The sequence below is a fragment of the Rhodococcus sp. 14-2483-1-1 genome (genome assembly GCF_002259335.1).
Lineage (GTDB): Bacteria > Actinomycetota > Actinomycetes > Mycobacteriales > Mycobacteriaceae > Rhodococcoides.
On record NZ_NPFX01000015.1, the window covers coordinates 39,591 to 56,098 of the forward strand.

Annotated in this window: 17 protein-coding genes; 15 read left to right on the forward strand and 2 right to left on the reverse strand. The window is 63.7% G+C overall.

Features of this window, described 5'->3' with window-relative positions; translation table 11 throughout:
• The first annotated feature begins 1 nt into the window (after nucleotide 1).
• Genes CH294_RS15555 through CH294_RS15570 form a run of 4 tightly spaced genes read left to right on the forward strand, consistent with a single transcriptional unit; the run spans nucleotide 2 to nucleotide 4,339 of the window.
• Entirely contained in the window at nucleotides 2-199 is a 198-nt protein-coding gene (locus CH294_RS15555) for a hypothetical protein (protein ID WP_032380451.1), read from the forward strand.
• Nucleotides 199-939, forward strand: coding sequence for a phosphatidylserine decarboxylase (locus CH294_RS15560; RefSeq protein WP_094738450.1), 741 nt, complete (start codon nucleotides 199-201; stop codon nucleotides 937-939). The genes CH294_RS15555 and CH294_RS15560 overlap by 1 nt, the downstream gene beginning before the upstream one ends.
• Nucleotides 936-2,096, forward strand: a complete 1,161-nt coding sequence (locus tag CH294_RS15565) for a hypothetical protein (protein WP_094738451.1) — start codon at nucleotides 936-938, stop codon at nucleotides 2,094-2,096. Before CH294_RS15560 ends, CH294_RS15565 begins: the two co-directional genes overlap by 4 nt.
• Nucleotides 2,093-4,339, forward strand: coding sequence for an MMPL family transporter (locus tag CH294_RS15570; protein ID WP_094738452.1), 2,247 nt, complete (start codon nucleotides 2,093-2,095; stop codon nucleotides 4,337-4,339). The genes CH294_RS15565 and CH294_RS15570 overlap by 4 nt, the downstream gene beginning before the upstream one ends.
• Here CH294_RS15570 and CH294_RS15575 read toward each other — a convergent pair.
• Together CH294_RS15575 and CH294_RS15580 are read right to left on the reverse strand one after the other, a co-directional pair.
• Nucleotides 4,321-5,055, reverse strand: a complete 735-nt coding sequence (locus CH294_RS15575; protein WP_094738453.1) for a hypothetical protein — start codon at nucleotides 5,053-5,055, stop codon at nucleotides 4,321-4,323. The two genes, CH294_RS15570 and CH294_RS15575, sit on opposite strands and share 19 nt — an antisense overlap.
• Nucleotides 5,052-5,585: a sigma-70 family RNA polymerase sigma factor gene (locus CH294_RS15580; protein WP_249305312.1), complete on the reverse strand. Its 534-nt coding sequence runs from the start codon at nucleotides 5,583-5,585 to the stop codon at nucleotides 5,052-5,054. The genes CH294_RS15575 and CH294_RS15580 overlap by 4 nt, the downstream gene beginning before the upstream one ends.
• Before the next feature lie 144 nt (nucleotides 5,586-5,729).
• Here CH294_RS15580 and CH294_RS15585 point away from each other — a divergent pair, with 144 nt between their 5' ends.
• From CH294_RS15585 to CH294_RS15635, 11 genes are all read left to right on the forward strand, one after another.
• Nucleotides 5,730-6,491: a CHRD domain-containing protein gene (locus CH294_RS15585; RefSeq protein WP_094738455.1), complete on the forward strand. Its 762-nt coding sequence runs from the start codon at nucleotides 5,730-5,732 to the stop codon at nucleotides 6,489-6,491.
• Nucleotides 6,492-6,676: 185 nt separating this feature from the next.
• Nucleotides 6,677-7,123 carry a class F sortase gene (locus tag CH294_RS15590; RefSeq protein WP_249305314.1) on the forward strand — a complete coding sequence of 149 codons (447 nt, stop codon included), beginning with the start codon at nucleotides 6,677-6,679 and terminating at the stop codon, nucleotides 7,121-7,123.
• A gap of 345 nt (nucleotides 7,124-7,468) precedes the next feature.
• A complete protein-coding gene (rplJ, locus tag CH294_RS15595) occupies nucleotides 7,469-8,050 on the forward strand; it encodes a 50S ribosomal protein L10 (RefSeq protein ID WP_032380459.1) in 582 nt (193 codons plus the stop codon).
• 90 nt (nucleotides 8,051-8,140) lie between these two features.
• Entirely contained in the window at nucleotides 8,141-8,527 is a 387-nt protein-coding gene (gene rplL / locus CH294_RS15600; RefSeq protein ID WP_032380460.1) for a 50S ribosomal protein L7/L12, read from the forward strand.
• Between the two features lie 468 nt (nucleotides 8,528-8,995).
• Entirely contained in the window at nucleotides 8,996-10,138 is a 1,143-nt protein-coding gene (locus CH294_RS15605; protein WP_179276345.1) for an ABC transporter ATP-binding protein, read from the forward strand.
• A gap of 5 nt (nucleotides 10,139-10,143) precedes the next feature.
• Nucleotides 10,144-10,938 carry an ABC transporter permease gene (locus CH294_RS15610; protein ID WP_032401934.1) on the forward strand — a complete coding sequence of 265 codons (795 nt, stop codon included), beginning with the start codon at nucleotides 10,144-10,146 and terminating at the stop codon, nucleotides 10,936-10,938.
• Between the two features lie 5 nt (nucleotides 10,939-10,943).
• Nucleotides 10,944-11,804: an ABC transporter permease gene (locus CH294_RS15615; RefSeq protein ID WP_032365270.1), complete on the forward strand. Its 861-nt coding sequence runs from the start codon at nucleotides 10,944-10,946 to the stop codon at nucleotides 11,802-11,804.
• On the forward strand, nucleotides 11,801-13,156 hold the full coding sequence (locus CH294_RS15620; protein WP_032401935.1) for an MCE family protein: 1,356 nt from the start codon (nucleotides 11,801-11,803) through the stop codon (nucleotides 13,154-13,156). Before CH294_RS15615 ends, CH294_RS15620 begins: the two co-directional genes overlap by 4 nt.
• Nucleotides 13,153-14,220, forward strand: a complete 1,068-nt coding sequence (locus CH294_RS15625) for an MlaD family protein (protein WP_032401936.1) — start codon at nucleotides 13,153-13,155, stop codon at nucleotides 14,218-14,220. The genes CH294_RS15620 and CH294_RS15625 overlap by 4 nt, the downstream gene beginning before the upstream one ends.
• Entirely contained in the window at nucleotides 14,217-15,215 is a 999-nt protein-coding gene (locus CH294_RS15630; protein WP_032380465.1) for an MCE family protein, read from the forward strand. The genes CH294_RS15625 and CH294_RS15630 overlap by 4 nt, the downstream gene beginning before the upstream one ends.
• Nucleotides 15,215-16,498 carry an MCE family protein gene (locus CH294_RS15635; RefSeq protein WP_032380466.1) on the forward strand — a complete coding sequence of 428 codons (1,284 nt, stop codon included), beginning with the start codon at nucleotides 15,215-15,217 and terminating at the stop codon, nucleotides 16,496-16,498. The genes CH294_RS15630 and CH294_RS15635 overlap by 1 nt, the downstream gene beginning before the upstream one ends.
• Nucleotides 16,499-16,508 lie beyond the last annotated feature (10 nt).

The window sequence follows — 16,508 nt, forward strand, 5'->3', positions numbered from 1 at the left end:
CGTGGCGGACGGATTCGAGCCGACTTCGGTACGTCTGCGAGACGTGTCGATGCACCGCGAGGTGACCAATGGTGTTCTCTCGCTCGGCTTCTACGTCGTCTGCGGTCTCATCGGACTCCTGCCCGGCGCAGCGAGAACGAGGGCGGCCGACGCGTTCGTGGGCTGGTCGGAGAGCATCGACGAACAGCGGCACACCTGATGTCGGTCGCTCGATGGGTCGGCGGTATCGCTACGGTGACGGCTCTTCCGTTCGCGACGTTCGTCTACTGGCGCACGCGGTTCTTCTTTCGCGATCCGCATCGCGTACCTCCCGCCGATCCGCGGGCGGTGGTCGCTCCTGCAGACGGCTTCGTCACGTACGTGAAACGGGTGGAGGCAGGCAGTACCGCGTTCGCAGTCAAGAAGAGGCGAACCATTGCCCTCGACGAGATCGCCGGTGTCGCTGCAGCCGACAGCGGATATCTCATCGGCATCTACATGTCCGAATACTCGGTGCACCGCAATCGAATTCCCATCTCGGGCACCGTCGCGATGCGCCGGCACCGGTCTGCGGCACCGTTCAACAAATCGATGGCACGGGTCGGGGCCAATCTGTTGACGCGGCGAACTCCGTACGACGAGGGCTGCGACTACCTGCTCACCAACGAGCGTCTCACCGTTGCGGTCGAGCATGCGTCCGGAGCCGTGGTGACGGTGACGCAGATAGCCGACCTGTGGGTCAACCGCATCGTCGCGCACATCGCGGTAGGCGACACGGTCGAACGCGGCGAGCAGTACGGGATGATCAAATTCGGTTCTCAGTGCGACGTGTTCGTGCCGGACGCGCTGGTCGAGAGCATCTCCGCCAGGCCGGGGCAGTACGTGTTCGCGGGGGAGTCCGTCGTAGCTCGCTCGCCGATTTCCGTGTCCGACACACCATCTCGTGAGAAGGAACGATGATCACCGTCGAACAGGTCGTATCAGGAAAAGACTGGAAAGAATTCGAGGCCGTCGCCGATCTGGTGTACCGGGGCGACCCGCACCGACTGCCCGACGAGCCGATGGATCTCGATCGCATTCTGATCTCGCCGCCCGCCGCCATCGCACGAACGCGAGACACGTGTGCCTTCGTCGCCCGTGAGGACGGCGTCGCTGTCGGACGGGTGGTGGCCATTCACGACAAGAGCTTCACCGAGTACACGGGTGAGTCGATCGGATTCTTCGGGTTCTACGAGGCGATCGACGACCACGAGATCGCGGCAGGCCTGCTCGATGCGGCAGCGGCATGGTTGTCCGCGCGCGGGTTGGCCACCGTATCCGGGCCGTTCGGGCCGTCGATGTTCTACAGCGCGGGCATCGTCGTCGACGAAGTACCCGTCCTGCCGCTGGTGGGAATGCCGCACAACCCGCTGTACTACGCCGCTCACTTCGAGAAGTGGGGTCTGGTGGGCATCAAGGACTTCTACAGCTACCTGTTCGACGATCCGTGCGTCATCTACAACCGTCCCGAATACGCCCGGCACATGCAGATTTTCGAGAAGATCAAGGCGCGGTCCGAGGTCACGTTCCGGTCGATGAAGTATCGGACGCTGCGCCGCGACGCACGCATCGTGCGGGACCTCTACAACAAGACGTTCGTGAACTTCTGGGGCTACTCGCCGCTGTCGTTCGTCGAACTGTTCGAGCTGTTGAAGATGATGTTGCCCGTCCTCGATCGCCGCCTCACTCTCTTGGCGGAGTTGAACGGCAAGCCCGTCGGATTCCTGATGGGAATTCCGGACGTGAATCAGGCCGCGGCCAAGGCGGCGCACCTGAAGTCCAGGTGGTTGCGAGACCTCGTGACGCTCTGGCACGTCAAACGGCCCGGTCGAACCGACGTGATCGACGGGGTCCGTGTGGACATGTTGTTCGTCGATCCCGATTGCCCCGACCGAGCCGTGTCGTCGCTGCTCATCATGGAGATGTCGGTGCGGATGCGCGATCTCGGATTCACCAGGGTCGAGGCCGCGCCGGTACTCGACGACAGTCCCTGGATGAAAGGTTCGGTGCTCACTCGGATGGAGCAATCACCGCACCGGACCTACCGAATCTTCAGCCGCGAGCTCCCGCAGACATGACCGGGTCGGCAGTGCTGGAATCCAGCCGACGCCGGCGCAGTATCGGCGACCGTTGGGGCCGAACGGTCGCGCGACATCGGTGGGCGGTGCTGGCCGTCTGGCTGCTGCTCGCAGTGGGGTCCGCAATTCTGTATCCCGCGCTGCAGAACTCGTTGGTGGGCGCCAACTTCTCCGTACCCGGAACCGAGTCCAGCCGCGCCGACCGACTCGTCGAACAGCACTTCGCGTCGTTCGGGTCCGAACAGCTCGTCGTCACGTTCACCTCCGATACGGTCGACAGCCGGAACCCGGCCTTTCGCGAACGGGTGGGGGAGGTCGTCTCCTCACTGCGGCAGTCACCGGACGTACTGCGTGTCGTCGATCCCTACGAGAGCGCCGGATTCGTCCCGACGATCTCCGCGGACGGGACGTCGGCGCTGGCGTTCGTCGGCGTCGGCGGCGATCCGCGTGATCGCATCGCCGTGGCCGAACGGATCCAGGAGCTGATCGGTGGCTCATCCCGCGACGGCATCGAGGTGGCGGTCACCGGCTACTCCCCGATGACGGTGGACCTGACGAAGGTCGAATCCGACGACGCCGTGCGCGCGGAAAGCATCGGACTGCCCCTCGCATTCGTGTTGCTGGTCCTGGCTCTGGGTTCGGTGGTCGCCGGCATCGTTCCGCTCGTCACCACCGGAATCGGAGTGCTGGCCGCCTTCGGAGTTTTTGCACTCCTGTCCAACGTCATGACATTCGATGTGCTGGTGACGACGGTGGCGTCGATGTTCGGGCTCGGCCTCGGTATCGACTACGCGCTGTTCATCGTCAGCCGATTCCGCGAGGAGATGGACCGAGCAGTTCCGGGTGAGCCCGATGGCCGTGCCCGCACGGACGCGGCCGTCGGTGCCGCGATGGGAACGGCCGGGCACACGATCGTCATCTCCGGCTTGGTGGTTCTCATCGCCCTCGGTGCGTTGGCCATCGTCGATGTCCCTGCGGTGCAGAGTATTTCGTTCGTCGTCGCTCTGACGGTGGCGTGTGTCGTCATCGTGGCGTGGACTCTGCTGCCCGCCATCCTTGCGGTCCTGGGTTCGAGAATCTCCGGATTGTCGCTCCCACAGCGGTTTCAACCACCGTCGGTCGGCGAACACGCTGCAGCCGTTCCCACGTGGTGGTCGCGGTGGGCTCGGCACGTCATCGAACGGCCCTGGCGCTACACCGCCGTCACCGCGGCAGTCCTGTTCGCCTGCCTCGCACCGATCGGTTCCATTCAGTACGGTGTCGATCTCGGAGCCGACGCGCTGAGCGCCGAACCGAGTGGCAAAGCCAACGCGGTACTGACCGACAAGTTCGCTCCCGGCACCATCTCGCCCATCACCATCGTGTTCACCGGCGAGGACGACCGCCCACTCGATCCGGTCCAGACGGCAACGGTCGCGTCGTTCGCCGACGACGTTCGCGCCGATGACCGCGTCGAGTACGCACTCGCCCAGCAGGACGGTGGTCGAACGCTGCTGATCGTGGTTCCATCGGTGCCGATCGATTCGACCGACGCTTCCGACCTGGTCACGTCGATCAGATCGCAGGCGCTGCTGGCAGCAGAACGTGACGGGACGAACGTGTCCGTCGGTGGGACGACCGCTCTGGTGGTCGACGCCTCTGCGGAGATATCGAGCAAATTTCTTTGGGTCGTCGCCGCAGTCCTGGCCTTCTCTCTGGTGTATCTGGGCATCGTCTTCCGAAGCGTGGTGATTCCGGTGAAGGCAGTGGCCATGAACGTGCTGGTGACCGGTGCCGCATTGGGAGCCACCGTGGCGGTGTTCCAGTGGGGGTGGGGTTCGTCGCTCCTCGGATTCGAGAGCCCGGGCTACATTCAGGTGTACTTACCGGTCACCGTCTTCGCAGTCGTCTTCGGCCTCTCGATGGACTACGAGGTGTTCCTCATCGGCCGCATGCGAGAAGTGTTCGTGCGCAACGACGTAACCGGCACCGACACCGACAGGGCCAACGACACTGCGATCGTCGACGGGCTGGAACACACTGCCCGGCCGATCACCGCGGCAGCCGCGATCATGATCGCGGTGTTCGCGAGCTTCCTGACCGCCGACGTACTCGAGCTGCAACAGTTCGGCTTCGCGCTCGCCGTGGCTGTGCTCTTCGATGCCGTGTTGGTTCGGATGATGATGGTGCCGGCCATGATGAAGCTGTTCGGCGCGCGAAACTGGTGGCCCGGTTCGCGGGATCGTCAGGTGGTCGGCAACTGAGCCGACGCCAGCACGAAGCCGTCGGAACTGCGGATCTCGATCTCGGTGACGTCGCCGCGAAGAACGGCTGCGTTCATGCGGCACTCGATGGTGACGTCGCTACCGAGAAACGTGCCGGACGTCAGTTCGGTGCCCGACCGATCGACGAGAACGACCTCGTACGGGCCCCGATCGGAGATGCCATCCATGTCGAGGACGGTCTCGGTGCCCCACGTGTGGGCGACGAGGCCGCCCTCGATGTCCACGTTCGGCACGCTCGTGATGAAGGCGACCTGCTCGTAGGCACCGAGGGTGCCCGGTGGGCCGGTGATCGCCGCAGACGGCTCCGCGGGTTTCGGCCGAAAGGCGTCGACGCCGAGTACGACGCCACTGCCGACCACCAGTCCCACCAGTGCGGCTGCAGCCACCAGAGCGGCAGACCTACGTCGCCCACCGAATCGGGGCGCGTCCTTTTCACGAGGTGACCGCCACGCCGAGTCGCCCGTCGTACCCGTAACTCGCTCGCGCAGGTCGGGCGACGTCGAAAATTCGAGCCACGGTCCGGTCGGACCGCGAGAACCGAGAGTCCCGGTCAGCGCGCGTAGTTCGGCGATGTCGGTGTCGACGGTGGGATCCGACGCTGCGAGCTCGCGCAGTTCTGCGGTCTCGGTGTCGTCGAGGTCGTCGGCGACGGCAGCGGCGATCAGCTCGGCTCGGCGATCGTCTCGGGCGTTCATGCTTCCTCCTGTCCGTCGAGATGGTCTCGGAGCGCCCTCAATGCGTAGAAGGCGCGGGTGCGCAGTGTTCGCACGGCCACTCCCGTCGACTCGGAGAGCTCCGCGTAGGTCGTTCCGGCCAGGTGCACGGCGACGAAGACCTGTCGGTGGTCGGGAGAGAGCAGCGCCAGCGCGGCGATGATGCGCAGCCGCTCGTCGACGTCGGGGCTGGTGTCCCGCGAGATCGCAACCGATTGCCGATCGACGTCCTCGATCCGTTCCGACGCCGACTTGGGCATTCTGCTCAGCGACCGTTGGACGTCGACGATGACGTTGCGTTCGATGGCGAACAACCATGTGCGCAGCGATCCTCGACCTGGCTCGAAGCGGGATCGTGCTCGCCACGCGCGAAGGAACGTCTCCTGGACGCAATCCTCGGCGAGCGTTCGGTCGCGTAGTGCATTGACGGCGAAACCGAGCATGGCCGACGCGTGCTCGTCGTACGCGGCAGCGACGTCGAAGTCCAGTTCGATCACGCTCCCGATGCTCATGACAGTGACTACGTCGACGGACGCCCGGGCGTTCATATCCGGGACTGGGACATTTCTTTACCGAGCTTTGAACATCGTGGCATCAACGGTCGTACACCTTTGCACGGGCTCGCCTGCCCGATACTCCCACGGAAGGCACACGAGATGACCACACGCTCGATCACCCGCCCGGCAATGTCCGTCCGCGGCACCGCCGCTGCAGTCGTCGGTGGCACGGCCGCTGCTCTGATGCTGTTCACCGCCGCCCCCGCCGGGGCCGATACCCCTGTTGCCGAACCGGATTCGTTCACCAGCGCGTTCACCGCAATGGCAACCCCCGACCAGGTGCTCAACGGCGAGGGTGTGGCCACGCCAGGTCAGCCGGGCGCAATGGGAACCTTCACGCTGCGTATCAATTCCGACCTCGACATCGTGTGTTACGACATCGCGCTCGACGGCGTCACCGGCGACTACATGAGCCCGGCCAAGACCGCCACGCACCTCCACCAGGCGGCGGCGGGTGCAGCAGGGCCGCCGCGGTTGGCGTTCCCGAACCCGACTCCTATCGGTGACGGCCCGCGTACCAGTAGTGGCTGCATGCAGGGACCGTTCACCACCGGCCTGACGCCGGCCGGGGCCAGCGCCGACAGCGGTACCGGATTCACCTTGGACCAGATCGAAGCCAACCCGGCCGGCTTCGCGGCCGACACCCACACCGTCGACTTCTCGGCCGGTGCGGTGCGTGGGCAGCTGACCCAGATTCCGGTCGGATCAGTGGCAACCGGAGGTGGCGGCGCGGCACTCGCCGCGGCATCCGATTCGGCGTCCAGTTCGGCAGCCCCCGTTGTCGGCGCGGTAGCCCTCGGCGCAATGGCGATCGCGGGAGCGACATTGGTTGCTCGCCGCAGCGGAACGGCACGCAGCTGAGATACCGGCTTCTGGTTGCCGTGACGGCAGTGGTGGTGGTGACGGGCTGTACCGCCGCACCATCACCACCTGACGCACCATCACCTTCCGCACCACCGACCGAGTCGTCGGTACCGGCTGGGCCCGCGCTGGACGCGCCGCCGAGTTCGAGCAACGCACCGGAATCTGGCCCGACGACGGACTCCGTGGGGCAGCCGCCGACGCGGCTCAGCGCCCCGGCCATCGATCTCGACGAGCCACTGATCGGCCTCGGTCTCACCGAAGACGGGCAGATGCAGGTGCCGAGCGACTACGACGACGTCGGATGGTTCACCGGCGGCGGCCGACCGGGCGCGATCGGTAGTCCGACGGTGCTTGCCGGGCACGTCGATTCCACGACCGGTCCCGCGGTGTTCGATCGGCTGTCCGAGCTGCGACCGGGAGATGTCGTCACGGTGGCGGACGGGACGGGTGGCCGAGCCGACTACCGCGTCGATCGGATCGGCGACTACGGAAAAGCAGAGTTCCCGACGGCGCTGGTCTTCGGGGCGGTGCCTGCCGACGAGATCCGGCTGATCACGTGCTCGGGTGATTTCGATACGTCCGTGGGTAGCTACGAGCGCAACCTCGTCGTCTACGGTATTCGGCAGTAGGAGGGGTACGGCAGTAGCTCGGCGTTTTGGAGTTATCGTCGAGGGTGTTGTAGTCTGGTCGACGGTTCGGATCACGAGTGCTCGCACTCGAATCCAGATCGCCCAATCAAGTTCTACCCAAGACCGTTGGTCACCGCCTTCTCGAAGGATTCGCTTCCGGGAGTTGCGCGGTTGAAGGTCCGAGATCGCTTCGGACGGCCCACGCAGGAGAACGAGGTAGGGAACCTGTATGCAGCCCTCGCGGCTGCCCGCTCGTTCACGCCCCGTGTGCTTCTCGCGCCGGGGCGTTCGTCGTTTTCCGGCCCTCTCGCGATCGACACAACTTCCCACGAGAGGAGGCGAAGTATGGCAAAGCCCGAAAAGGTCTCAGCAGTATCGGAGATCACCGAACAGTTCAAGGGTTCGACGGCTGCCGTCGTCACGGAATACCGTGGCCTGTCGGTGTCCGGTCTGACTCAGCTCCGGCGTGCGCTCGGCGAAGGTGCCACGTACTCCGTCGCCAAGAACACCCTGGTCAAGCGCGCAGCTGCCGAAGCCGGTATCACCGGCCTCGACGATTTGTTCGTCGGACCGACCGCCATTGCATTCATCAAGGGCGAGCCGGTCGACGCTGCGAAGGCCATCAAGGCCTTCGCGAAGGACAACAAGGCCTTGATCGTCAAGGGCGGCTACATGGACGGCGCAACGCTGTCCGTGGACGAGATCAACAAGATCGCAGACCTCGAGTCGCGCGAAATCCTGTTGGCCAAGCTCGCCGGCGCCATGAAGGGCAACTTGTCGAAGGCTGCAGGCCTGTTCAACGCTCCCGCATCGCAGTTCGCGCGTTTGGCGTTCGCGTTGCAGGAGAAGAAGGCTGCCGGCGCACCCGCCGCAGCCGAGGCACCTGCAGAAGCAGAAGCACCGGCGGAAGCTCCCGCCGAAAGCTGATCCGCTGGTATTGGCGAACAGCTCAGCTCCACACCACCAACACCAAGTCGCGGATCAGCGACCAGGTACTTACAGGAAGGACCCGCCACCATGGCGAAGCTCAGCACGGAAGAATTGCTCGACCAGTTCAAGGAGCTCACCCTCCTCGAGCTCAGCGAGTTCGTGAAGGCATTCGAGGAGACCTTCGAGGTCACCGCAGCCGCTCCCGTCGCCGTCGCAGCAGCAGGCGCAGCCGGTGCTCCGGCTGAGGCTGCCGAAGAGCAGGACGAGTTCGACGTCGTCCTCGAGTCGGCCGGCGACAAGAAGATCCAGGTCATCAAGGTCGTCCGTGAGGTCGTCTCCGGCCTCGGCCTGAAGGAAGCCAAGGACCTCGTCGAGAGCGCTCCGAAGGCCATCCTGGAGAAGGTCGCCAAGGACGCAGCCGAGGCTGCCAAGGAGAAGCTGGAAGCTGCCGGCGCAAAGATCTCCGTCAAGTAAGACCGCTTCGTTGCAGTCGTACTTCGTGCTCTGATCGCACGAGCGCAGAAGGGGCCGTTCTCACCTCGGTGGGAGCGGCCTCTTTTCTGTGTTTCGAGCCCTGCCCTCTTCTGTGTTCCAGGCGTTGTATCGGGTGCATCGTTGTGATCGATCACTGACTCTGCCGGAACGCGTGACACCCCGATTCGGCCCCTGTTTACTCGACCTCGCCGAAGTCTGAAGCACGTCGAAGGGTTTCGGTTGGGTTCACTTGTGGTGTGTCACAGCATTTCGCCACTGGTACTTGTCACAGTTCTGGCGAGTCGCCGACCGTGTCGCGTGAGATGAGCCACACTGATGCAAGCTCTACAGCCTGACTCGGGGAAGTTCTTACTGGGCGGTAAGCTCCTGTGTCGGTGCGGACACCTGCATGGGATACAGTGACGCAACCCACATCCGGGTCGATGTGTACGAATTGTGGAGGTCAGCGTGGGAGTCGAGGTTTCGGTCGAAGGATTGACCAAGTCTTTCGGGGTACAGAAGATCTGGCAGGACGTGACGTTGACCCTGCCGAAGGGTGAAGTCAGTGCGCTCCTCGGTCCTTCCGGTACCGGCAAGTCGGTCTTCCTGAAGTCCTTGATCGGCCTGCTGCGTCCCGAACAGGGCAAGATTTTCATCGACGGAACCGACATCCTGCAGTGCTCCTCCCGTGAGCTCTACGAGATCAGGAAGCTGTTCGGGGTGCTGTTCCAGGACGGCGCACTGTTCGGCTCGATGAACCTCTACGACAACGTCGCCTTCCCGCTCCGCGAGCACACGAAGAAGTCCGAGTCCGACATCCGCAAGATCGTCATGGAGAAGCTCGAGCTGACGGGTCTGCTCGGCGCAGAGGACAAGCTGCCCGGCGAGATTTCCGGTGGTATGCGCAAGCGCGCCGGCCTTGCCCGCGCTCTTGTGCTCGATCCCGAGATCATTCTGGTCGACGAGCCCGATTCCGGCCTCGATCCCGTTCGCACCACGTACATCTCGCAGACTCTGATCGACATCAACGCCAACATCGATGCCACGATCCTGATCGTCTCGCACAACATCAACCTCGCTCGAACGGTGCCCGACAACATCGGCATGCTCTTCCGTCGTCAGCTGGTCATGTTCGGCCCACGCGAGGTGCTTCTCACCAGTGACGAGCCGGTGGTCAAGCAGTTCCTCAACGGAACGATGATCGGTCCGATCGGCATGTCGGAGGAGAAGGACGAGGCGCAGATGGCGCACGAGCAGGCCCTCGTCGACGCCGGGCACCACGCCGGTGGCGTCGACGACGTGGAAGGCATCGTGCCGCAGATGAAGGCCACCCCCGGCACCCCGGTGCGGCAGGCTGTCGGACGCAGGCAGGAGCGGGTCCGTCAGATCATGCACACGTTGCCGCACAACGCGCAGGTCGCCATCCAGGAGAGCCTCGACACCACCGACCCCGGTCAGCAGTACCCCGCCTACGCCGGCCAGCAGGGGTACGACCAGCAAGGCTACGACCAGCAGGGTTACGACCAGCAGGGTTACGACCAGCAGGGATACGGCGGTCAAGGTCATGATCAACAGGGCTACCAAGCTCCTACGCAAGGTCGGGGTCAATAGCAGACATGGCGGGATCGAAGAAGTCCGCGTTCGCTCCGGCGAACGCCGCTCTGACACAAGCCGGCAATATCGTCGAACTGCTGGTCGAGGTCGTTCGGAACACCTTTCGTAGGCCGTTCCAGTTCCGCGAGTTCATCGAGCAGGCTTGGTTCATTGCCAGCGTGACGATTTTGCCGACTGCGCTCGTTGCCATTCCTTTCGGCGCTGTGGTCTCGCTGCAGACCGGATCGCTCATCAAGCAGCTCGGTGCGGAATCGTTCACGGGTGCAGCCAGCGTGCTCGCGGTCATCCAGCAGGGTTCACCCCTTGTGACGGCCCTTCTCGTTGCCGGTGCCGCAGGCTCGGCCGTCACCGCCGACCTGGGCTCACGGACGATCCGTGAGGAGATCGACGCGATGCGTGTCCTGGGTATCGACCCGGTGCACCGCTTGATCGTTCCGCGTGTGCTGGCCATGATCCTCATCGCGCTATTGCTCAACGGCCTGGTGTCGGTGGTCGGCATCGCGGGTGGCTACTTCTTCAACGTGATCCTGCAGGGCGGTACCCCCGGTGCGTACCTGGCATCGTTCTCGGCGCTGGCACAGCTCCCGGATCTCTATGTCGCAGAAGCGAAAGCGGCGATCTTCGGTCTGATTGCGGGCATCATCGCCTCGTACAAGGGGCTCAACCCCAATCCCGGACCCAAGGGCGTCGGCGAGGCAGTGAATCAGACCGTGGTCATCACGTTCCTGTTGCTCTTCTTCGCCAACCTCATTCTGACCCTGGTGTACCTCCAGGTCGTTCCAGCGAAGGGAGCGTAACCGCGATGACTATCGCAAGAGGTCGCGGTGACCGCACACTGATGCGCGTCAAGCGCGTCGGCAATGCTCCGCTCAACGTGCTCGATCGCGCAGGCGAGCAGATGTCCTTCTATCTGCGGGCGATCGGGTGGATCCCCAAGACTGCCGTGCATTACAAGAAGGAGGTGCTCCGCCTGCTGGCGGAGGTCACCTTCGGCAGCGGTGCGCTGGCCGTCATCGGTGGCACCATCGGCGTGATCGTGATGATGTCGGGCTTCACCGGCATCGTCGTCGGCCTGCAGGGCTATGCAGCGCTCGAACAGCTCGGTAGCTCCGTGCTCACCGGGTTCCTGTCCGCGTACGTCAACACCCGTGAAATCGCACCGATCGTCGCGGGCCTGGCGCTCTCGGCAACCGTCGGCTGTGGCTTCACCGCTCAGCTCGGTGCCATGCGGATCTCCGAGGAGATCGATGCGCTCGAGGTCATGGCTGTGCCGAGCGTGCCGTTCCTCGTCACCACCCGCATGATCGCCGGCTTCGTCGCGGTCATCCCGCTCTACATCGTCGGTCTGCTTGCGTCCTACGTCGCGTCCAGGGGGATCAGCACGATCTTCAACGGCCAGTCGTCGGGGTCGTACGACCACTACTTCAATCTCTTCCTACCCCCCGAAGACGTGCTGTATTCCTTCCTCAAGGTGCTCATCTTCGCTTTCGTGCTGATCATGATCCACTGCTACTACGGATATCACGCCTCGGGCGGACCGGCTGGCGTCGGTGTCGCAGTGGGCCGCGCCGTGCGTACGGCAATCGTCACGATCGCCGTATTGGACTTCTTCCTGAGCCTCGCCATCTGGGGCACGACCACCACAGTGAGGGTTGCCGGATGATCGACTCGCCGTCGCGACTGCAGCGAGTACTGCTCGGACTTGCATTCTTCCTGGTGCTCATCCTGTTCCTCGGATGGAGCATCACCTCCTACAACAAGACGTTCAAGTCCGTGGTGAACGTGAGCCTCGAGACCGACTCGGTCGGAAACTCTCTGCCGATGAACGCGGACGTCAAGGTGCGCGGAATGATCGTGGGCGAGGTGCGATCGGCGTCGAGCGTCGACGGTGTCGTCACCTCGCAGCTGGCGATCGATCCGGACAAGGCACCGCTGATTCCGTCGAACGCGACGGCTCGGCTGCTTCCGAAGACTCTGTTCGGCGAGCGTTACGTCTCGTTGATCGTGCCCGAGAACGATTCGGCGTCGCCGATCACCGACGGCACGGTTCTCCGTCAGGACACGAGCGGAAACGCGATCGAGGTCGGGCAGCTGCTCGACGGCTTGCTCCCGCTGCTGCAGGCGATTCCGCCGCAGGATCTGGCCAATACCCTCGGGTCACTGGCTCAGGGTCTCAGTGGGCGCGGCGAGCAACTGGGGCAGACCATCGACAATCTGACGAACATCGTGTCGGGTCTGAACACGGAGCTGCCGAACATTCAGCAGACCCTCGTCGGTCTCGCGGATTTCTCCCAGACCTACGCGGACGCGGCACCGGAGCTGATCTCGGCTCTGGACAATCTGCGTACGACGGGCAACACCGTCGTCGAGCGTCAGTCCGGTCTCGAGACGCTGTACGGCTCGCTCACGTCGGCGTCGAACGTCACCGCGGACTTCCTGCAGGCGAACTCCGAGAATCTGATCAGCTTGGCGTCGAATTCCCGTGAGGCTCTCGAACTGCTTGCCGAGTTCTCACCGACGTTCGGCTGCACCTTCACGCAGTTCGCCGAAGGTGCCAGGCGCGGCGCGGTGGTGCTCGGCGAGGGCGACGAGTACCCCGGCATCAACGTCTCCGCATCGTTCGTGAACCCGAAGGGCCGTTACTTGCCGAACCAGGACGAGCCGCGCTTGTTCGACGATCGCGGAGCCACGTGCTTCGAGCCTGCAGCACCCGGCGAGTTCTTCCCGCAGTACCCGGGAGGCTCGATCAACGACGGTTCGTACCAGGTCCCGACCCGCAACCCGGGTCCGCAGGAGATCCCCGGACAGGGCCCACCCAAGTCGGCTCAGAGTTCCATCGTTCCGGCCATCGCGGAATCCGCGGAGCCGGCGAGCTACGAGGGCTCGGACTTCGAGCGTGACACTCTCGCCGTGATCTACGGACAGGCGAGTGGTGTTGCACCCGAAAGTATTCCGTCGTGGGCAGCCGCTATCGGCGCTCCGGCATTGAGAGGAGCGGAGGTGAGCGTGAAATGAGAGGCCTTCTCGCGCCGATCATCAAGTTGGTCGTGTTCGCCGTGGTCACGATCCTCGCCACGGCCACCCTTGCCTTCACCATCGCCAATTCGAGCGGCGGCGGCGGCACCACGTTCTCGGCCATGTTCACCGACGTCACCTCTCTCAACAAGGGCGACGAAGTTCGGATCGCAGGCGTTCGTGTCGGCCAGGTGGACAACATCGAGATCGCCAATGAGCGCGAAGCGAAAGTGGACTTCACGCTCAGTAGCCGCGACTGGCTGCCGGCGAGCTCGACGGCGACCATCCGTTTCCGAAACCTGGTGGGCCAGCGCTACATCGCCATCGAGCAGGGCTCGGGGGACCAAGGACAGAAGATCAACGGGGGTGCGACGATCCCGCTGGAGCGGACCAAGCCTGCGGTGAATCTGACCACGCTGTTCGACGGCTTCCGGCCGCTGTTCACCACGCTCAGTGCAGATGACGTCAACAAGCTGTCCTACCAGATCATCCAGGTGTTCCAGGGGGAGTCTGGCACCATCAACGAGCTGGTGACCAACACTGCGAGTCTGACGAACACGGTCGCAGACAAGGATCAGGTCATCGGCCAGGTCATCACCAATCTCAACAACGTGCTGGCGACGGTCAATCAGAACGACGGTCAGCTCGACAGTCTCATCGTCAACACGCAGAAGCTGGTCTCCGGACTGTCGGCCGATCGTGATGTCGTGGGCTCGGCGGTCACGTCGTTGGCCGGTCTGACCAACGCAACGGCCGATTTGCTCGAGCCGACCAGGCCGTCGATCCAGGGATCGGTGACGGCGCTGAACACGCTGTCGGAGACCATCAACCGCCGCAGCGACGACGTGGACAAGGTCCTCGGAATTCTGCCCAACAAGCTGGACAAGCTCATCCGCACGGCCCAGCAGGGATCCTGGTTCACGTTCTACCTCTGCGGCATCGACATCGTTGCCGGACCGGGGTCTTCGCCGAACCTGAACTTGCCGACCGGGCTTCCGACCGTAAACCAGCCGCTGTACACGAACTCGGCAGAGCGCTGCAAAGCTGGGGGGATCAAGCAATGAAATCTCGTCGTAGTCCGGCAACCATCGGTGCGCTGGGAATCGCCATCATCCTGCTCGCCACGATGTCTGTCTTCTTTCTCGACCGGCTTCCGATCATCGGTGCAGGATCGGTGTACACCGCAGAGTTCAGCGAAGCAGCAGGTCTCAAACCGTCCAACGAGGTCCGTATCGCGGGCGTCAAGGTCGGCAAGGTGACCGATGTGCGTCTCGAAGGCGACCGGGTACTCGTGGACTTCACGGTGCAGGACGCCTGGGTCGGCAACGAGTCACGGGCGGCCATCGCCATCAAGACGCTCCTGGGTCAGAAATACCTGGCCCTCGACCCCAGTGGCTCGGACACGTTGAGCCCCAAGGACACGATTCCACTCGATCGCACCACGTCTCCGTACGACGTCATCGATGCGTTCTCGGCGGCGGCATCGACGATCAACGACATCGACACCGATCAACTCGCGAACAGCATGCGAACCCTGTCCGAGGCGTTCTCGGAGACGCCGGCGAACATTCGTGCCTCCTTGGACGGCGTGACTCGGCTGTCGCAGACGGTGGCAAGCCGCGACGAGGAACTGAAGAAGCTGTTCGCCGCCACCGGCGAGACATCGAAGGTGCTGGCCGACCGCAACGAGCAGTTCAACAAGTTGATCACCGATGCAGGCCCGTTGCTCGAAGAGCTCAACAACCGGCAGCAGGCCATCTCGCAGCTCCTCACCGGCACGCAGCGCGTATCTCAGGAGCTGACCGGTCTGGTCCGCGACAACGAGGCCACCATCAACCCGATGCTGCAGCAGCTCAACGGAGTCATCGAGATCCTGCAGCGCAACAACGACAATCTGGACCGGGCACTCAAGTTGTACGAGCCGTTCATTCGCCTCTACACCAACGTGACCGGTAACGGCCGGTGGCTCGATATCGTCCTGGCCAACCTCACACCACCCGGAGTTCCGTTGATACCTGGTTACCGCGAGCCCTCGGTCGACAAGTTGGCGGGGAACTGATGACAGACACTCAGGCAGCGCCACGAAACAAGAACAAGCTCGCAATCATCGCGGTCGTCGTGGTGGTGGCACTGGTCGTAGCGGTCGCCGGTTGGTGGCTGTTCACCAGAGCCGGAACAACCAAGATCACCGCATACTTCGACAAGTCGGTCGGCATCTATTCGGGTTCCGAGGTGCGTGTGCTCGGCGTCAAGGTCGGTACCGTCGATTCCGTCACTCCGATGGGCGACGACGTCGAGGTCGTCCTCCGCGTCGACCGGGGCATCGACATTCCGGCCGATGCGAAGGCCGTCCAGGTCACCCCGTCGCTCGTCGCCGATCGCTATGTTCAGCTCGCACCCGCGTACACCGGCGGCGACACCATGGCCAGCGGAACGACCATCGGTCGCGATCGCACGGCCACACCTGTCGAGGTCGACGAGCTCTACTCGTCGATCAACGACCTGTCCAAAGCTCTCGGACCCGACGGGGCCAACAAGGACGGCGCGCTCACGGACTTCGTGAACACCGGTGCCGCCAACCTCGAGGGCAACGGTGAAGCGCTGGGCAACAGCATCACTCAGCTATCGGCGGCCGGTCGGACCCTGAGCGACTCGCGTACCGATGTGTTCGACACGATCAAGAATCTGCAGACCTTCGTCAGTGCTCTGTCCGTGAACGATCAGCAGGTGCGCAACTTCAACACCCAGTTGGCCGACCTGACCGGTTTCCTGTCCGGTCAGCGTGAGGATCTCGGTGCTGCGCTGCAGCAACTCTCGGTGTCGCTCGGTGACGTCGCAACGTTCGTCGCGGACAACCGAACCGAACTGACCGACGCGGCCAACGGGCTCGTACAGCCCACTCAAACCCTGGCCGACAACCGTGAGCAGCTGGTGCAGACCTTGACGTTGCTGCCACTGGCGATCAGCAACCTGGTCAATGCGTACGACGCCGAGTCGGGCACGCTCGCCTCGCGCGCCAATCTGCAGAACGAGACCCAGGATCCTCTCGGCACCGTCTGCCGGTTGATCGACCTGGGCAAGTTGGTACCCGGTGATCCTCGCTTCGAGGCTCTGGGAGCGCAGATTCAGCCGATCATCGATCAGTGCGCCAACATCACCACCATGATTCAGGCCCCTCTCGCCGACCAGAACCGGATTGTGCTGCCGTTCGGTGTTCTCACCAACGACATCCAGCAGAACCAGTCCGTGCCGGGCACGGTCCCGGGCGTGGTTTCGCCCAAGCTCGGAACCAGCTCGATGCCGGGTCTGGAGCAGTCGTACATCGGAGGTGGGGGACAGTGAGTACCTCTGT